Annotated in this window: 13 protein-coding genes; 6 read left to right on the top strand and 7 right to left on the bottom strand. The window is 54.8% G+C overall.

The annotated features are described in order from the left end of the window. Positions 1 to 44: 44 nt before the first annotated feature. Positions 45 to 1,214 carry a glycosyltransferase gene (locus ACXAE6_RS16090; RefSeq protein WP_475150911.1) on the bottom strand — a complete coding sequence of 390 codons (1,170 nt, stop codon included), beginning with the start codon at positions 1,212 to 1,214 and terminating at the stop codon, positions 45 to 47. A gap of 314 nt (positions 1,215 to 1,528) precedes the next feature. On the opposite strand from ACXAE6_RS16090, the gene ACXAE6_RS16085 reads away from it, so the two are divergent. Genes ACXAE6_RS16085 through ACXAE6_RS16075 form a run of 3 tightly spaced genes read left to right on the top strand, consistent with a single transcriptional unit; the run spans position 1,529 to position 4,650 of the window. Beyond that, a complete protein-coding gene (locus ACXAE6_RS16085; protein ID WP_475150909.1) occupies positions 1,529 to 2,200 on the top strand; it encodes a YrbL family protein in 672 nt (223 codons plus the stop codon). Beyond that, a complete protein-coding gene (locus ACXAE6_RS16080) occupies positions 2,193 to 2,891 on the top strand; it encodes a fused DSP-PTPase phosphatase/NAD kinase-like protein (RefSeq protein WP_475150907.1) in 699 nt (232 codons plus the stop codon). Before ACXAE6_RS16085 ends, ACXAE6_RS16080 begins: the two co-directional genes overlap by 8 nt. Beyond that, complete coding sequence (locus ACXAE6_RS16075) at positions 2,884 to 4,650, top strand: ABC transporter ATP-binding protein (protein WP_475150905.1); 1,767 nt, start codon at positions 2,884 to 2,886, stop codon at positions 4,648 to 4,650. Before ACXAE6_RS16080 ends, ACXAE6_RS16075 begins: the two co-directional genes overlap by 8 nt. A 19-nt stretch (positions 4,651 to 4,669) precedes the next feature. On the opposite strand, the gene lptG is transcribed toward ACXAE6_RS16075, so the two are convergent. The 3 genes from lptG to ACXAE6_RS16060 all read right to left on the bottom strand — a co-directional run bounded on the left by lptG (position 4,670) and on the right by ACXAE6_RS16060 (position 8,058). Next, positions 4,670 to 5,734, bottom strand: a complete 1,065-nt coding sequence (gene lptG / locus ACXAE6_RS16070) for an LPS export ABC transporter permease LptG (protein WP_475150903.1) — start codon at positions 5,732 to 5,734, stop codon at positions 4,670 to 4,672. Further along, positions 5,734 to 6,780 (bottom strand): LPS export ABC transporter permease LptF, encoded by a 1,047-nt coding sequence (gene lptF / locus ACXAE6_RS16065; RefSeq protein WP_475150901.1) that lies wholly within the window; start codon positions 6,778 to 6,780, stop codon positions 5,734 to 5,736. Before lptF ends, lptG begins: the two co-directional genes overlap by 1 nt. 78 nt (positions 6,781 to 6,858) lie before the next feature. Then, the gene (locus ACXAE6_RS16060) at positions 6,859 to 8,058 is read right to left on the bottom strand and encodes an LPS O-antigen chain length determinant protein WzzB (RefSeq protein ID WP_475150898.1); all 1,200 of its coding nucleotides are present in this window, start codon (positions 8,056 to 8,058) and stop codon (positions 6,859 to 6,861) included. A 151-nt stretch (positions 8,059 to 8,209) separates the two neighbouring features. On the opposite strand from ACXAE6_RS16060, the gene ACXAE6_RS16055 reads away from it, so the two are divergent. Continuing rightward, positions 8,210 to 9,577 (top strand): phosphohexomutase domain-containing protein, encoded by a 1,368-nt coding sequence (locus ACXAE6_RS16055; RefSeq protein WP_475150896.1) that lies wholly within the window; start codon positions 8,210 to 8,212, stop codon positions 9,575 to 9,577. An 80-nt stretch (positions 9,578 to 9,657) separates the two neighbouring features. Beyond that, positions 9,658 to 10,671 carry a UDP-glucose 4-epimerase GalE gene (gene galE, locus ACXAE6_RS16050; RefSeq protein ID WP_475150892.1) on the top strand — a complete coding sequence of 338 codons (1,014 nt, stop codon included), beginning with the start codon at positions 9,658 to 9,660 and terminating at the stop codon, positions 10,669 to 10,671. Between the two features lie 29 nt (positions 10,672 to 10,700). Here galE and ACXAE6_RS16045 read toward each other — a convergent pair whose 3' ends face one another. From ACXAE6_RS16045 to ACXAE6_RS16035, 3 genes are all read right to left on the bottom strand, one after another. Next, positions 10,701 to 12,605, bottom strand: a complete 1,905-nt coding sequence (locus ACXAE6_RS16045; protein WP_475150890.1) for a VacB/RNase II family 3'-5' exoribonuclease — start codon at positions 12,603 to 12,605, stop codon at positions 10,701 to 10,703. 61 nt (positions 12,606 to 12,666) lie between these two features. Beyond that, positions 12,667 to 13,710, bottom strand: coding sequence for a tetratricopeptide repeat protein (locus ACXAE6_RS16040; RefSeq protein ID WP_475150887.1), 1,044 nt, complete (start codon positions 13,708 to 13,710; stop codon positions 12,667 to 12,669). Between the two features lie 10 nt (positions 13,711 to 13,720). Then, the gene (locus ACXAE6_RS16035) at positions 13,721 to 15,046 is read right to left on the bottom strand and encodes an adenylate/guanylate cyclase domain-containing protein (protein ID WP_475150885.1); all 1,326 of its coding nucleotides are present in this window, start codon (positions 15,044 to 15,046) and stop codon (positions 13,721 to 13,723) included. A gap of 207 nt (positions 15,047 to 15,253) precedes the next feature. Between ACXAE6_RS16035 and ACXAE6_RS16030 the strand changes: the two genes are divergently transcribed. Then, positions 15,254 to 15,556, top strand: coding sequence for a hypothetical protein (locus ACXAE6_RS16030; protein WP_475150883.1), 303 nt, complete (start codon positions 15,254 to 15,256; stop codon positions 15,554 to 15,556). The last annotated feature ends 50 nt before the right edge of the window (positions 15,557 to 15,606 follow it).

Here is a 15,606-nt window from a genome sequence, read left to right as displayed (position 1 = left end):
CCTTTCTGGTAACTCAATGAGCGGTTGATGGCTGATGTATGCGCTTAAATATGCCCGCCACCACGTTTTAGGAAGGGTACCATCTTGATGGTATCGACCTTGTTTTCACGTTGCGCGTCGAGCAAGTTTTGGATAACAGCCTCAGGCTTGATAAAACGCTCATAATATTGCACCGCGTTATTGGACAAGCGCTGCCATTCTTCTTCTGGCATAGCCATCGCGCGTTCAATAGCGTTGTGCAGTCCAGCTTCGCCCTGGAATGCCATGCAGTTGACGCCGTCTTCGAGGGCCGGGAAAAAATCATCTCCGTACTCAATGATTGGAACCGTACCCACGGCTAAGGCTTCAACCGCGTTGTGTGACATGGGGTAACGTACGCCCGGGCAGGCGAAAAAGAATTTTGCCCGGGCGAGCGTTGGTAACCACTGTTCGACTTTGATTTTGCAAACTTCATTGCAGATTAACACTGCACCCATGACTTTCTGCCGTTCCCATTGATGCATTTGCCGGGTAGATTCAGGTTCAACCAGTTGGAGTTGCTTGGCTGTTAATGATTCGCGCACCACTTCCAGGTAGCGTTTTCGGGTCACTCTGCCGTAGACGCTACGAACCCAGTCTTTGTCGTATTTGCTGGCGGCCGTCTGTCCGCCAAAAAAGCAGGACCAAAGCCGTGGCTGTGTTCTTAGCGGGGCAAGTTCAAGGTCTTGTTGGCGTTGGTAGATTCCTGGAAATAAAGGGAAAGGCCAGGGGAATTCATTGTCGGCAAGACGCTCGTTGATCTCTAGGCTGAGCGTGAAATGTGGTGCCTTGGACTTGGTTACCTTAAAAGCTGGCAGGGACTGTTCGCTGACGATGATCCAATCCATCGGGTCCCCAGGAAGCGTTTCGTTCGCTCCGATGAGACTAAAAGGTTGCTCAAAACAACTGGCTTTAAAGTTCTTTTTGGGGTTGGCCAGGAAGCCATAGTGATTGACGAACACCGGGTGGTAGCCTGCCCGGGTAAAGTAGGTGTGGAGGTTGTGAATACGTCGTCCCTGCGGGCCATCGACCCGAGTACTACCCAGGTTAAACAGCACTTTCTTGCCTTGTTCCGGGATCGGTTGTTGGCTGGCGATCAACCTCGCATAGGCTGTTCTGAACCTAGGTGTCAGAAAGGGGCGGTAGCGGCGCCAAGTTTTGTCCAAATGTCGGCCCAGAACTTTAAAGGTCGGCATATAAAGGCATCCTGGTAAATTCTGGCAGTCTAACTGAGCTAATTCCTCCAGGCTAGGGAGCGCTTCTTGACAAGAGTTACGGCCGTAAGTGCTTCGGAGTGCCACATCACTTGTGGCAGAACGTTTTAGCTCGCATAGAGCTCTGGGGGAGATATTTAGAGGCTCCCTGGAACCTCCGTTTTCTGAATAATCATCCTGGTATGAGGTCTGGGTTGCCAGTGTCTCGGCTTTATCTGTCCTGGCGGTTTCAGTACCATAGCGCGCTTTTCATCCAGGGTTGTCTGTGAAGGCTACTGATCAAATGAGGGTAGGGTGTGACTGGACTTGAACAACAGTCCTGCAAGGCGGCTATATTGGGGCCATTGAGCCTGAAATCCGGCCCTCCTTTGCTGAGCAGCAAAACCCGTTGGGTGTATGAACACCCTCATGACCCCAGCTTACTGGTAAAAGTCCATATCCCACGGGGGCCTGGGGCCCAGCAGTCGGGAATCCAGGCATGGTTTGCCGCAGCCAAGGATTATTTTTTATACAGTTCAGGCATGGTGCGTGAACTGCGTCATTTTGTTGAAAGTCGTTATCGTGACCAGGGGTTGGCATGCAGTCGCATCTGCCCCATTCATGGCGTAGTGGAAACGGACTTGGGGCTGGGGTTATTGGTGTCTGCCGCACGGTCTGCCGACGGCAGTCTGGCACCGACGTTACAGACCTTGATGGATAACCGACTGTTAACCGCCAGCCAGGTGGCTGATCTTCGTGCGCTGTTAAACAGCATGGTGGACTCGACTTTGACTTTTGCCGATATGAATTACGAAAACCTGGTACTGGAGCACGCCGGAGATGACTCAGAGCGTTTCGTTATTATCGATGGCCTGGGCGATCGTACCTGGATACCGACGCAACGCTGGTTTCGTAGCGTTCGTCGCAGTAAGAAACGAGAGTTTCAACAGCGTGTTGAGCGTCGCTTGAGCAGTCTCGGATATGACTGATCGCAGACCTCGGTGGCGTCGCCAGTGGCGAGCGCGATGGCAACAACCGCAGGTTCGTCTGGCCGTCTGGTTGGATGCACTGTTCGTCGATCACGGTATTGTGCGGCCCCTGTGGAACAACCCCCAGCAGTTTGCTGCCGATGCCTGGCGCGCCAATCAACCTGGCCCGATCGGTATTCGGCGTTTGTCCAATAAAGGCGTGCGTACCCTGGTCAATTTACGGGGTCAGGGTGGTGGCGGGGCTATCCTGCTGGAAGAAAAAGCCTGTGAACGTTTCGGGATGCAATTAGTGCATTTTCGGATGTCATCACGGGGGGCGCCGTCGAAGCAGCGCGTGCTCGCTTTTGCCGATCTGATTAAGCGGCTTGAAACGCCGGTTCTGTTCCACTGCAAGTCGGGCGCCGATCGTTCTGGTTTTGCCGCCGGGCTTTACCTCTTACTCACCGGTCAGGGTTCTGTGGCTGATGCCAAGGCGCAGTTGTCGTGGCGGTACTTACATTTTAAAGGCGCAAAAACCGGCATGCTGCATGAATTTTTTTGCGCTTATGAACGTTATCAGCAGAACAACGAAACCGATCATTCGTTTTTAGATTGGGTCGCTGAGATTTATGATCCCAAGCAGTTGGAGCAATCATTCCAGCCGCGTAAAGCCAGTGCCTGGCTTGTAGACAAGGTATTACGACGTGAGTGAATACAAACTGGACATCCATCAGGACACGCCACGGCGGGCTTTGATTTATCGCCTTTGGCGCAGCTACTTAAAAGGTCACTGGCCTTGGTTGCTGGTGGCGGCTGTGCTGGTGGTTATCGAAGGCAGTGCCTTGGGCTTGCTCAGTTATCTGGTGCAGCCCATGTTCGACAATATTTTTGTGCAGGGTAAATCCGATGATGTCATCTGGATTGCACTGGCCATTTTTATTGTGTTTACAGCTCGTGCCTTGGGTGGCTTTGGGCAGCGAACCATTACGCTTAGTGTGGGTTTGCGTGTTATTACCAATATGCAGAAAGATATGTTGTCGCACTTGATTCGACTGGACTCTGCATTTTTTGGTCAGCACTCTCCGGGTGCGCTAATTGAGCGAGTGCGTGGTGATACGCAAGCGCTGAAGAATTTTGCCAGCACAGCATTAATAAATTTAGGGCGGGATTCTATCTCATTGGTTGCCTTGCTGACAGTCGCGATGATGGCCGATTGGCGATGGACAATTTTTGCTTTGGTAGGTTTGCCATTGTTGTCGGTTCCGATTGCTGCGTTGCGGCGACTCATTTTGAGAACGACGCGCAGTTCACGCGAAATTTCATCGGTTATGTCAACGCGGTTGGATGAGATTTTTCACGGTATCAATGCCATCAAACAAAATAACCTTGAGCGTCATGAAGATGGCCGGTTTGCTAAAGAGACGGGGCGTTTTTTCAAATACCAGCGTCGATCGGAAGTGGGTAATGCCGCCATGCCGGCGATGATCGATTTGGTGGCCGGCTTCGGTTTCGTATTTGTGGTGATTTACGGCGGTTACCAGATTATCGATGGTGAGAAGACCATCGGTGAGTTTATGAGTTTCTTCACTGCCATGGCGCTGATTTTCGATCCGTTGCGGCGCTTGTCCAATATCAGTGGTGCTTTCCAGTCGGCCAGTGCCAGCTTGGAACGCATTTTTTCTGTGTTGGATCTTAAGCCTAGAATTCAAAGTCCGGCACAACCGCTTCCTGCGCCTCAAAATGTTGCCCAGCGTGATGTTGTGCTGGATAAGGTGCGTTTCGCTTATGGTGATCAGCCTGTGTTACGTGACCTGAGTTTAACGGCGCCAGCCGGGAAAATGACGGCGCTGGTAGGTGCTTCGGGTGCGGGTAAGTCGACCATTTTTAATTTGTTGACGCGTTTGGTTGATCCACAGTCAGGACAAATACGCCTGGGTGATCAGCCGATTGATCAGCTGGATTTGATTGAGTTGCGTGGGCTTTATTCGGTGGTCAGTCAGGATTCTGCTCTGTTTGACGAAACCATCCGTCAGAATATTTTGCTCGGTGATCTGCAGGCCACGGATGAGCGCTTGACTCAGGCGGCACGCGAAGCCTTGGTCGAGGAATATACCCAACATCTGGAAGCCGGTCTGGATACTTTGGCCGGCCCCCGTGGTTCTAATCTTTCTGGCGGTCAGCGACAGCGGGTGGCCATTGCCAGAGCTTTACTGCGCGATGCACCTATTCTGTTGTTGGATGAGGCTACTTCAGCACTCGATACCCGGACTGAAAAACTGATTCAGCAAACCTTGGAAGATCTCGCCAAGCGCAAAACCACTTTGGTGATTGCGCATCGTCTATCGACGGTTATGAATGCTGATTTGATTCATGTTTTGGATCAGGGGCAAGTGGTGGAAAGCGGTACTCATCAGGAATTGCTGGCCAAAGGCGGCGCTTATTCCCGTTTGCATTCCACCTTCGAGCATTGAGGGTTGGATGCCGCGGCGTTTATAACCGTTGCCTGACCAGCAAGACGGCGATGACCAGAAAAATCAGCGGGGGCAACAGTGCAGCGTAAGGCGCGCTCAATCCTGCTACCAGCAATAAGCTGGCGCCGGTCTCGGTTGCCAGCTGCACAGCGATCGCCAAAGCAACGCCTTTGAAGGCTGCATCTCCCAGCGTTTTCTGACGAAACGAGCCAAACGAAAATACCAGTGCCAAAAACAGCATGCCCAGGTAGGTGATCGGAAACCACAGCCGGTTCCAGAAGGTCAGTGCTAATTCTGGATCGGCATGGCGCTGCTGATTCGAGAAAGTCACCTGACGCCAAACCTGAGGCAGCGTTAACTCTCGGGTGCGTTGTGCCAGCAGCGCCAGCAGGTCGGCATTGAAGTTATCCGGTTGCCAGTTCAGCGTTGCAAACTCGCTGTGAATGACTTGATCGTTTTCAAATTCGATACGTCGACCGTTCAATAACTGCCAGCCGCGATCGATCGGTGACGCTTCGGGCGCGTAGATCATGCTGGTCAAGTTGTTGTCTGCGCTGAGTTCAAAGACGGTCAAGCCACGGATGTCTCGTTCGGGTGAAACGAAGTCGACGTTAATAATCCATTGATTGTCCTGGAACCATTCCCCGCTCAAAGTGGGCAGTGAACGATTGAGGTTAATGGCGCGCGACACTTCAGCTTGCTGGCGCATTTGCGGAGCCACCCACTCGCCAACAAAATAGATAATCGGCATTAGCAGTAGGCCGGGCAGCAGCAAGCGCAATACCAGGCCGTAAGCGCTGCTCGATGCCAATTGAATAATAACCAGCTCGTTGTTCTTGGCCATGCCGGCAACGGAGATCAGCGTGCCGAGCAGCACCATAGGGCCAATATACTGGTAGACCTCCAGTGGCATGCTGAGCAACTGATAAAGGGTCGCCTCCCAGGGACCGTAGCTGTCACTGGCGCGGCGGCTGAGTTCGTCGGCGACCCCCATGACCATCAATAAGCCACCAATCGCCAGCACCACGATGGCGATAAAGACCGCAGTACGACGAATGATATAGCGGTTGAGAATCGACACCATCAGTTGCGCCTCCGTACCCAGACCAGCCCCACTAATGCCAGCACGATGAGGTACCACCAGGGGCTGACGATCAAGGGCAACTGACCTTTTTCGACGCCGGTTTGCAGGGTTTGCTGGCCAAAAGTGAACACGATATAGAGCACGATGCCCATGGCAACAGCGCCAACCTTACCTTTGCGGGGTTTTACCCGGGTCAGGGCGACGGCCCAGACAGCCAACACCGGTATCAGGCAGGCCAGCAAGGTGCGCTCAATGGCATCGCTGCGGCTGGCCTGACTGCCACTGCGCCACAGTGCCAGGGTGTTGCTGGCATCGCGTGAAGCGCTGGCGCTGTTGTTGTCGACGCTGGGGATGTAGAGCGCAAACTGCTTGTAGTCGATTTTTTCAGTATCACCTGGCGTTAATGCAAAAACCCGTTGTACACCATTAAAAAGGGTTAAATATTGACGCTGCTCTTGTGTCTCGATGCGCGCCGAAGGCGCGGTATTAACGGCGATACGATCATCGTCCACTCTGGCTATAAAAACCGATAACAAGGTGCCTTCGGATGGGTTGGAGCGTTGTGCGTATAGGGTGGCATTGCGCTGGTTCAGTGTGAAAAATTCACCGGGGGTGACAATGTCGGTTAACGGACGGTTTTGTTGTTCGATCAAATAGCGCGTCAAACTGCTTTCGGATAGGGGCGTCAGCCAGTGTGTAAATGCCAGCATAACGATCATGGCCGGCATAGCCGTAAACAGCAGAACATTTTTCAGGATGCCGCTGTCTGACTGACCAACAGCATGCAGAATGATGCGCTCGGATTCTTCGCTCATCCGGTTAAGGCTGGTCAGCGCCGCCAGAAAAAAGGCCGCTGGCAGCAGTTCTGGAATCAAGATAGGCAACTGATAACCGACAATGGCCAGAATTGCCCAGTCGGAATATTGCCCGGAGACAACCCGCCCCAGGATCTCACTCATTTCGCCGGCGATCAGCAAGGCCGACAGAATCGCCGTGATCAGAATAAAGGGCTTCAGGATTTCACGGCAGAGATACCAGGTGAACAAGGCGGAATCCTGTTTGAAAGAAGAAGGGCGCAGTATAGCGGTCAGCCGCAGACGACCCAAGCCGTCTGCGGCACAGGGTCAGTCGTTATCTCGAATGGCCATACGGATCAAGGCCACAAATAGACCCAGGAAGCCACCGAGAACGAAAGCAGCCAACACAATCAGTTTACGGTTTGGTGAGGCAGGGCTGGCCGGTATGCGAGCCTGAGTATCCTCGTCGATTAACGACACTCGGTCGAGTTCGATCTGGATACTCTGCAGGCTGGCCATTTCACCTAAAAGCTCTGAACGAGTGACACTGCGTTTAGTAATTGGTGGAGTGGTTACAAAAATATTTCCAGTAAAAGCGGCATCAAAGTTGCTGAGGCTTGACAGGTCAATCACTTTGGTTTCGTTAAAGCTGCTGATAAAGAGTTCTGCTGCGTCATCACCCCTCAGTGCTTCCAGTTGAGCGCGAAGGATGCGGGTTCCTTGTAAGAAGAGATCATCTTTACGGTAGCCTTCGCGCTGAGTCAGCAACTGAGTGTTTTCCGTACCATGAACCAGCGCTGTCCAATCTGTAGGCTCAACAATGTTCAGTGTATTGGCAAGGTTGAGTGCTTGTTCCAATTCATAGACACGTTGCTGCAACGACGTTTCCGCTGCCAGCTCAACCTGAGTGACTTGAGACTGCAGCTGAGCAATGCGGATATCCCTTGCCGCTTCAATACCACCTTTGAAATTTTCCGCAGTACGTTGCGCGGCCAGCTGAATCAGTTCGTTTAAAACGACCTGAGCTGTTCCCGGGTTTTCAGACAGGAAGCTCAGCTTTACGGTTTCCAAAGGAATGTTTTTATTTTCGAGCGCATCCGGATTTGCCGGTGTGATGGTCAGACTGTTTAGTAAACCTTGAACAGTGCTTACTCGAGTCGCATCGCTTGACTGAGTTTCACTGTCTTGCACTGCTGCATCGTAGGCGGCTTCCATCAGTGAATAAGAGCTTAGGTTACTGATGAAATCTCGACTCAGATCGTCCAGAGAGATGGGTCTAATTGACTGCTCCAGTAAGGGTCGAACAGTCTGCAGCGACGGCTGAGTAAAGGTGGCTTCCACCCGATATTTATTTGGCAGCACCAGCGTAAAAAGACCCGCAGCTACAGTGGCAGTCACAGTAATTGCAACAATCAGCAACCACTGTTCGAACAGCCCTCGAAGCAAGGCGCCAAGGTCAATGGTGTCATCATCCTGGTACGGAACAGACGGTTGCTTGGCCGGCTGAGGATTGTCGTTGGATGCCATCGGCGAGGATACTCCCTATCATTCTGATGATTTGAATTTGCGCGTCAGTATACGAGAGCGTTGCGGGTGGGCCAACCGGTAGCGCAGCTGGTTTGAAACAGGGTACAGTTGCCTTCTGCTAACGCTGCTAGTTTCCAAAATGGAGTGACGAATGACCGAGTTGACCTGCTTTGGCGCCTATGACATCCGCGGACAGTTGGGTACCGAGCTGAACAGGGATATTGCTTATCGCATCGGCCGTGCCTTTGCCGCCTTCTTAAAGCCGAAAACCGTGGTGGTTGGCGGCGATGTCCGTGAAACCTCGCCGGAGCTGAAGGCAGCCTTTGCGCAAGGGGTGATGGATTTCGGCGCCGATGTGATCGACATCGGCTTATGCGGCACGGAAGAGGTCTATTTCGCCACCGATTATCTTAAGGCCGATGGCGGTTGTATGGTCACGGCCAGCCATAACCCCATCAATTACAACGGTATGAAGATGGTACGCGAGCTGTCCAAACCGATCTCTCGCGATACCGGACTGGACGACATTAAGAAAATGGCCGAGACCGAAGACTTCGGCCCGGCAGCGGCCAAACCCGGCACCCTGACTGAGCTCGACAACAGCCAGGCCTATGTCGATCACCTGATCAGCTTTGTCGATATTCCTAACCTCAAGCCTATGAAGTTGGTAACCAATGCAGGCAATGGCGCTGCGGGTCCCTCACTGGATCGGCTGGAGAAAGCCTTGTTGTCTGCCGGTGCGCCACTGGAATTTATCAAGGTGCATAACGAGCCGGATGGCACCTTCCCCAATGGCATTCCTAATCCGTTGCTGCATGAGCAACAGCCGGTGACTTCCAAAGCGGTGCGGGAAAATAATGCCGATATGGGTATTGCCTGGGATGGCGATTTCGACCGCTGTTTTTTATGGGACGAAGACGGCAACTTTATTGAAGGCTATTACATTGTCGGGTTGCTGGCCGAAGCTTTTCTGGTTAAACAGCCCGGTTCGAAAATTGTGTATGACCCGCGCCTGACCTGGAATACCGTCGAGATCGTCGAAGGAAAAGGTGGTACGGCGGTGATGTGTAAGTCCGGCCACGCCTTTATCAAAGAGAAAATGCGCAAGGAAGACGCCATCTATGGTGGCGAAATGAGTGCACACCATTACTTCCGCGATTTCTCCTACTGCGATTCCGGCATGCTGCCCTGGCTTCTGGTGATTGATCTGCTGAGCAAGAAGCAGACCTCGTTGAAATCCCTGGTTGGCAAACAGATGGGCAACTTCCCATCGCCGGGCGAGATCAACAGCCAAGTGGCCGACGCCGACGAAGCCATGACCCGGGTCTACGAGGCCTACAAAGCCAAGGCCATTGCCGAAGATCGCATCGACGGCCTGTCGCTGGAGTTCGATGACTGGCGCTTTAACCTGCGCAAATCGAACACCGAGCCGGTGATTCGCCTTAACGTCGAAACCCGCGCCGATAAAGCGTTGATGGACGAAAAAACTCAGGAACTGCTGGCGCTGATCCGTCAGTAACCCGCTTGGGATGCCTTGCTTGAAAACGTTTTCAAATATAGAGTGACGGCTCTGAAACATAAGCGGACGAGGGTAAGTCCATGACCATTCTGGTAACCGGTGGCGCGGGTTATATCGGCAGCCATACCTGCATCGAATTGATCGAAGCCGGCCAAGACGTGCTGGTACTCGACAACCTGGCTAACAGCTCGCTGGAGGCCTTGCACCGGGTTGAGGCGATCGTTGGGCGTAAGGTGCCTTTTATCAAAGGCGATATCCGCGATGCGGCCTTGCTGGAACGGCTGTTCAGTGAGCAGTCGATCAGTGCCGTGGTGCATTTCGCCGGGCTTAAGGCGGTTGGTGAGAGTACCGAGATTCCCATCGACTACTACGAGAACAACGTCGCCGGCACCATCGCTTTATTGCAGGCCATGCGTCGGCACGACGTCACCCGGCTGGTGTTCAGTTCTTCGGCCACCGTTTATGGCGATCCGGCATCGGTGCCGATTCGCGAAGACTTCCCGCTCAGCGCGACCAATCCTTATGGCCAGTCCAAGCTGATGATTGAGCACATGCTGCAGGATTTGGCACGTTCCGATGAGCGCTGGCGTATTGCCGTGTTGCGTTACTTTAATCCGGTTGGTGCGCATGAATCCGGCACCATCGGTGAAGATCCGAACGGTATCCCCAATAACCTCTTACCTTACATTGCTCAGGTTGCCGTCGGCCGGCGCGAGCAGCTGGCAGTGTTCGGCGATGACTACAACACCCCCGACGGTACTGGCGTGCGCGACTACATCCACGTGGTCGATCTGGCGCGAGGTCATCTGCGCGCGCTGGATAAGCTCAATACGCAAAGCGGTTGTGTTGCCTATAACCTGGGCACCGGCCGCGGTTACAGCGTTTTGGAGATGGTGAAGGCCTTTGAGGCGGCCTCGGGCAAAGCTGTGCCTTATAAAATATCACCGCGTCGCCCGGGCGATATCGCTTGCTGTTACGCCGATCCGGCTTTTGCCGAACGTGAATTAGGCTGGGTTGCGGAGAAAGGTCTGGATGTGATGATGGCCGATACCTGGCGCTGGCAGCGGCAAAATCCGCAGGGATACGGGGGCTGAAGCAGCCCCTTTTTTGTGGCCGGTGGCGGTTACTTAACCAGAGTGAACTCCAGCTTAGAACCGGTATTTTCTTTGATGCGCACCCTGACTTGTTGTTCCAGGTAGTAGCTGGTGGTCTCGCTCTTCATCTGCATGCGCAAAGCATCGTAACTGAATTTTTCGTCGCCACCGCGCAGATCAACAAAGCCGCTGGCGCCATTGTCATCCAGCTGGACGATCAAACCGCCGGCATTGATGTGCACGATCGTCGCCGCCCAATCCTGCTCTTCCTGGCGTGCCAGCCATTGCAGGCGCAAGTGGTTTTCCACCTCATTGGCGGCCTTGCGACTGGCGCCCAGCTTGTCATTCAACAACTCGACCACAGCGGTGCTGGGTGTCAGCGGCTGGTTACCTAGCTTGGCTTTGATCAAACGATGCAATTGCAGATCGCTGAATTTGCGAATCGGGCTGGTCACGGTGGTGTATTGCTCGAAACCGAGCCCAAAATGCGGCGCTGCCTGGCCACTCCACAAACCACGTTCGAGCCGTTTTTGCAGCACTTTCTGCAGCGGGAAGTCGGTGCAGTCGCGCGCAGCGCGCATGATGGTGCGATAGCCTTCCAAGGTGCTGCCATCACAGTCGGCCACAGCCGGAGCGTAGTCGCGCAGTAAACCTTTCAGCTCTTCTTCGCGTTCACTGCGAAAGCCCGGATGGGTCATAAAGAGGGCATTATCCTCAGCCAGCCAGGCCGCCGTAATGCGGTTGGTGGCCAACATGCTTTCCTCCACCAGGCTGTGCGCAGTGGTGCGTTCTTCGCGCACAACATCGGTGACGTTCAGGGCGTCGTCCACCCGAACGCGGTAATCCGGTCGGTCAGCCATCACCAGAGCATGGTTTTCGCGCCAGTTACGCAGCGCCTGACAGCAGGCGCGCAACGTTTCCAGATGCCAATGTTGAGCCGGAATGGGCTCTTCGCCATCGAGCCAGCGACTGACGTCGGTGTAGCTGAGCTTGGCGCTAGAGCGGATGCGCGCCGGTGTGATGGCGAGCTTGGAGAGATTGCCATCGCGCGCGACCCGCAGATGAAACACCAGCGCCAGTCGAGTGGCGTCTGGCACCAGTGAGCACAACTCTTCGGCCAGCCGCTTGGGCAGCATGTCCAGCGGCATGCCCGGCAGATAGGTGGTGGTGAGTCGTTCCAGCGCTGCCGATTCCAAGGTGGAGTCTGAACTGAACCAGGCAGAAGGATCGGCAATGGCGACGTGCAATAACCAGCCATCGTCGGTTTCTTCGGCGAACAGGGCGTCGTCCATATCGCGGGTACTGGTGGCATCGATGGTGACGAAGGGCAGGTCGGTGAGATCTTCGCGATCGTCGAGTTGCTCGATCAGTTGTTCATCCAGGGCATCGGCGGCGGCCAGTTGCTCTGCGCTGAAATCGGCCGTCAGGTCGTATTTCTCAATCGCCAGACGGTGCCAGGTGCCGGCTTCGTCTTCGGCGCCGAGTACCGCTTCGATTTCCGCCTGGGCCTTACCCGTTTCCCAGGGATGACGTGTAACGAGCGCTTTTACCCATTGGCCGGACTGCGCCTCGGCGGTTTTCTTGGGGGGAACAAACAGCCATTTACCGTGGCCTGCAGCTTCTGGTTCAACGCCCTGGGCCTTGCCGCGCTCAACGTAGCGGCCGACAAAGCTGGCGAGCTCGCTGCTTTCCAGTGCTTCCAGGCTGGCGCGCAGCTTGCCATCGCTTTGTTCTTCAACCACAAAGGTGACCTGGTCACCGGGGAAGACCCGTGCCATCTCTTCCGGTGGCAGGAAATATTCCAGGCCATCGTCTCCGACCACAAAGCCGAAGCTGCGGCCGGTGCCTTTGATGCGGCCGGTCAGCCGCGGCTGGGTGGACTGGATATCGGATTTCAGCGATTGCAGCTGCGCAAGAGCGTTGGCGTCGAGCATAGTGGAGAGCTTGCCTGTTCGAATTAACCGGCGCGGCAGTATAACGGAATCGCGGCGGTTTTTACTCCCCCCAGTTCTTCAGGTTTTGCAGAAAGGTTTCGGTGCGTTCGATGGCGGCCAGCAATTCTGGATCGCCCGGTTTCAACTGCAACGCTTCGCGCCAGACGGCGAGCGCTTCCTGCAGTAAACCCTGGCCGTACAATAGCCGGCCACGCTCGAGCAGGGCAGCGGCCTGGGCATCGATGCGTCGCTGCAGGCGTGGTTGCAAGGCTGCGCCCGCCTCAGCATCAATATCCTGGATTTCACCGAGCAGGCGTTTGGCGCCGATCAGGTCGTTAAAGCGCAGCGACTGTTCGAACTGTGTCTTCAGCTGGGGCAATTGCCGTTGTGCCGCGGCGGTTTCCTGCTGACGCTGTTGTTGGCGCTCATCGCGCTGTGCCTGACGGATGTTGTTCAGTAAGTCCTCACTGAGGTCGTTCGGTGCCAGTTGGTTGGATAAGGTCAGCGCTTCGATCGCCGTTTCGCTGTCATTTTCGTACAGCGACTGACGGCCCACCGCATAAAGGCCGCGTGATGCCTGGCTCAATTCCTGCTGGTAGGCGCGGTAGCGTTGCTGGGCGAAGAAACCATCGGGGCTGGCCAGCAACAGTTGCTCTTCGCTGGGCCGGGTGGCCAGCAAATAGCGACCATACTCCATGGCGATGGCGCGCTGGCTCAGTTGAATACTGCGCAGCCGGCGTTGTTCGTAAGCTTGGCGTTGGCTGGTCAGTTCCGGCGCGTCCGGTAGGTTCTCTAGCGCTTCGTCGAGCACGGCGATGGCACTGGGCCAGTCACCTTCCGGCTCGAATTGAGCCGCCTTGGCCAACTGCTGTTCGATGTAGTCGCTGCGCAGGACTTCGATCTCTTCGATGCGTGGTGCCAGCGCATTAAAGCCGGGGTGGTCGGGCGGTACTGCGCCTAAGGCTTCCAGGGCACGGTCATAGCGATGCTCGGCAACCCAGCCATCGACCTGAGTATTGAGGTCACCTTTCTGGCTCAGCAGGGTGCTGCAGCCGCTGATCATCAGCAGCATGAATAGCGAAAAAACTGGACGTAACAAGGGCATCGGCAACGGCTCAGTGCGTGACTGGCGTAGGCAGCCAGTCGGTAATGGTCAGTGCATCCACCTTGGCCTGGAAGCCTTTTACCTGAATGCTGACGGTGTTTTCGGTGCCCAGTGGGTGGCTGGCATGGACGGCGTCATAGAAGCTTTTGTCGGTCATGATCCGGCCGTGTTCGGCGCGGTCGCACAGTCGTGAGGCCAGGTTGGCCGGTTCGCCGATAACCGTGTATTGCAGGCGCTCATGCGAGCCGAGCAAACCCGCCAACAAGGTGCCGCCACTCAGACCAATGCGAATGTTCAGGCACGGCAGGTTTTGGCGATCGCGCTCACGGTTCATCTCGACAATGCGTTCACGAATGGCGATGGCGCATTGCATGGCGTGGTAACGATGGTCGCTGTCCGGCTGCGGGCAACCAAACAGCAGCATGGCGCAGTCGCCAATGTATTTGTCGACATTGCCCTGGTATTGGTGGCAGATGTTGGCGAATTCGGTGAAATATAAATTGAGAATCTCAGCTACTTCTTCCGGATTACGGCCTTCACTGAAAGCGGTATAACCCACCAGGTCGACAAAGATGACCGAGGCTTCCACCCGGCGGCCTTCCTGATTGGGTTCGACGTCATCCTGAGCCATATAGCGCGCCGCAACCGGGTTGCTGACAAAACGTGAAAACAGCCGCTCGACGCGGTCTTTTTGCTGCAGTCCCTGTGCCATGGTGTTGAACGATTCGGTTAACGCCTTGAACTCACCGCTGTGCTGTTGGCGGATGCGGAAACCATAGTGTCCGGATTCGATGGCGTGCGTGCCCTCAATCAAATCGTTAACCGGTTTACCGAGCGAACGGCCCAGCCGGATTGCCACCAGGGTAATCGCCAGCACCAGCAGTAGCACCACCAGAATGCCCGAACGAACGACGGCGGTTTGGCTGGCATCCAGGGCGGATTTATCCAGCCCGACCCAGGCGGTACCGCCATTGACGTCGCGAAAGACGATGGGTGAATAAAACCAGGTGATGTCGTTTTCACCCAGTTGGCTGCCGTTGTCGGTGATGTTATCTGCGCCACCAAGGTAGGGACGATAACGCCCGGCATCGGCCAGCATATTGCCTTGTCGATTGAATACCGCCACTGAGGCAACAACGGACTGCTCGTTCAGCGAATGCACCAGGCTTCTTAAACTCAGCGCATCTTCGGTAAAAACCATTTCCACCGAAGCAGCACCGAGCTGAGCGGCCAGGGCATCGCCGGTGTCATTGAACTGGGTTTCCATCATGGAAAACTGGCGATAGACCAGGGTGTAACCGAGGATGCTGGACGCGAACAGAACCAGCAGTGTCATGATCAGTGCCAGCTTGTGGCCGAAATGCCATCTCATTGTTGTGCAGTCTGAAAGTGGTGGACGTATCGGCTCAGCATAACACCGACTTTGTCGAAGCGCTCAATCGGCCGATTCTCGTGTCAGAACGATGAAAATGTGCGCTGGTTATCGCAAATAATTCATTGGCGGGCTGTGGCCTTTGCTGTCGTGTCGTTAGAATGCGCCGCCATGACAGACGCCTCTTTTTTTCAGTCCTTACTGCTCCACGCCCAGTGGTTTGCAGCCTTATTGTTCGTACCGCTGGTGTGCTTTCTGGAAGCGGCCCGGTCCACTGTGGTGTGTCGCTGGAGTGCCTTGCTCAGTGGTTATCTGGTGCAGTACGGCCTGATCGCCTGCCTGATCGGCAGCGGTTTCTCCCAGCAGGCCATCATTCTGATCGGTTCAATCGCCGCCTATGCCTGGATTCGTTTATTGACCGGCTGGTTAAAACGACAGTCTGGGCTGGCGCGCCAACAGGATTCAGCCCAGTAATTGCCGATTTTTTCTGCAGTGTCGCTGCGTCTATGGTTATCATGGGCGGT

The organism is Saccharospirillum sp. ABV4_185 (assembly GCF_056159245.1).
This window is presented reverse-complemented; position numbering and strand designations above follow the sequence as displayed.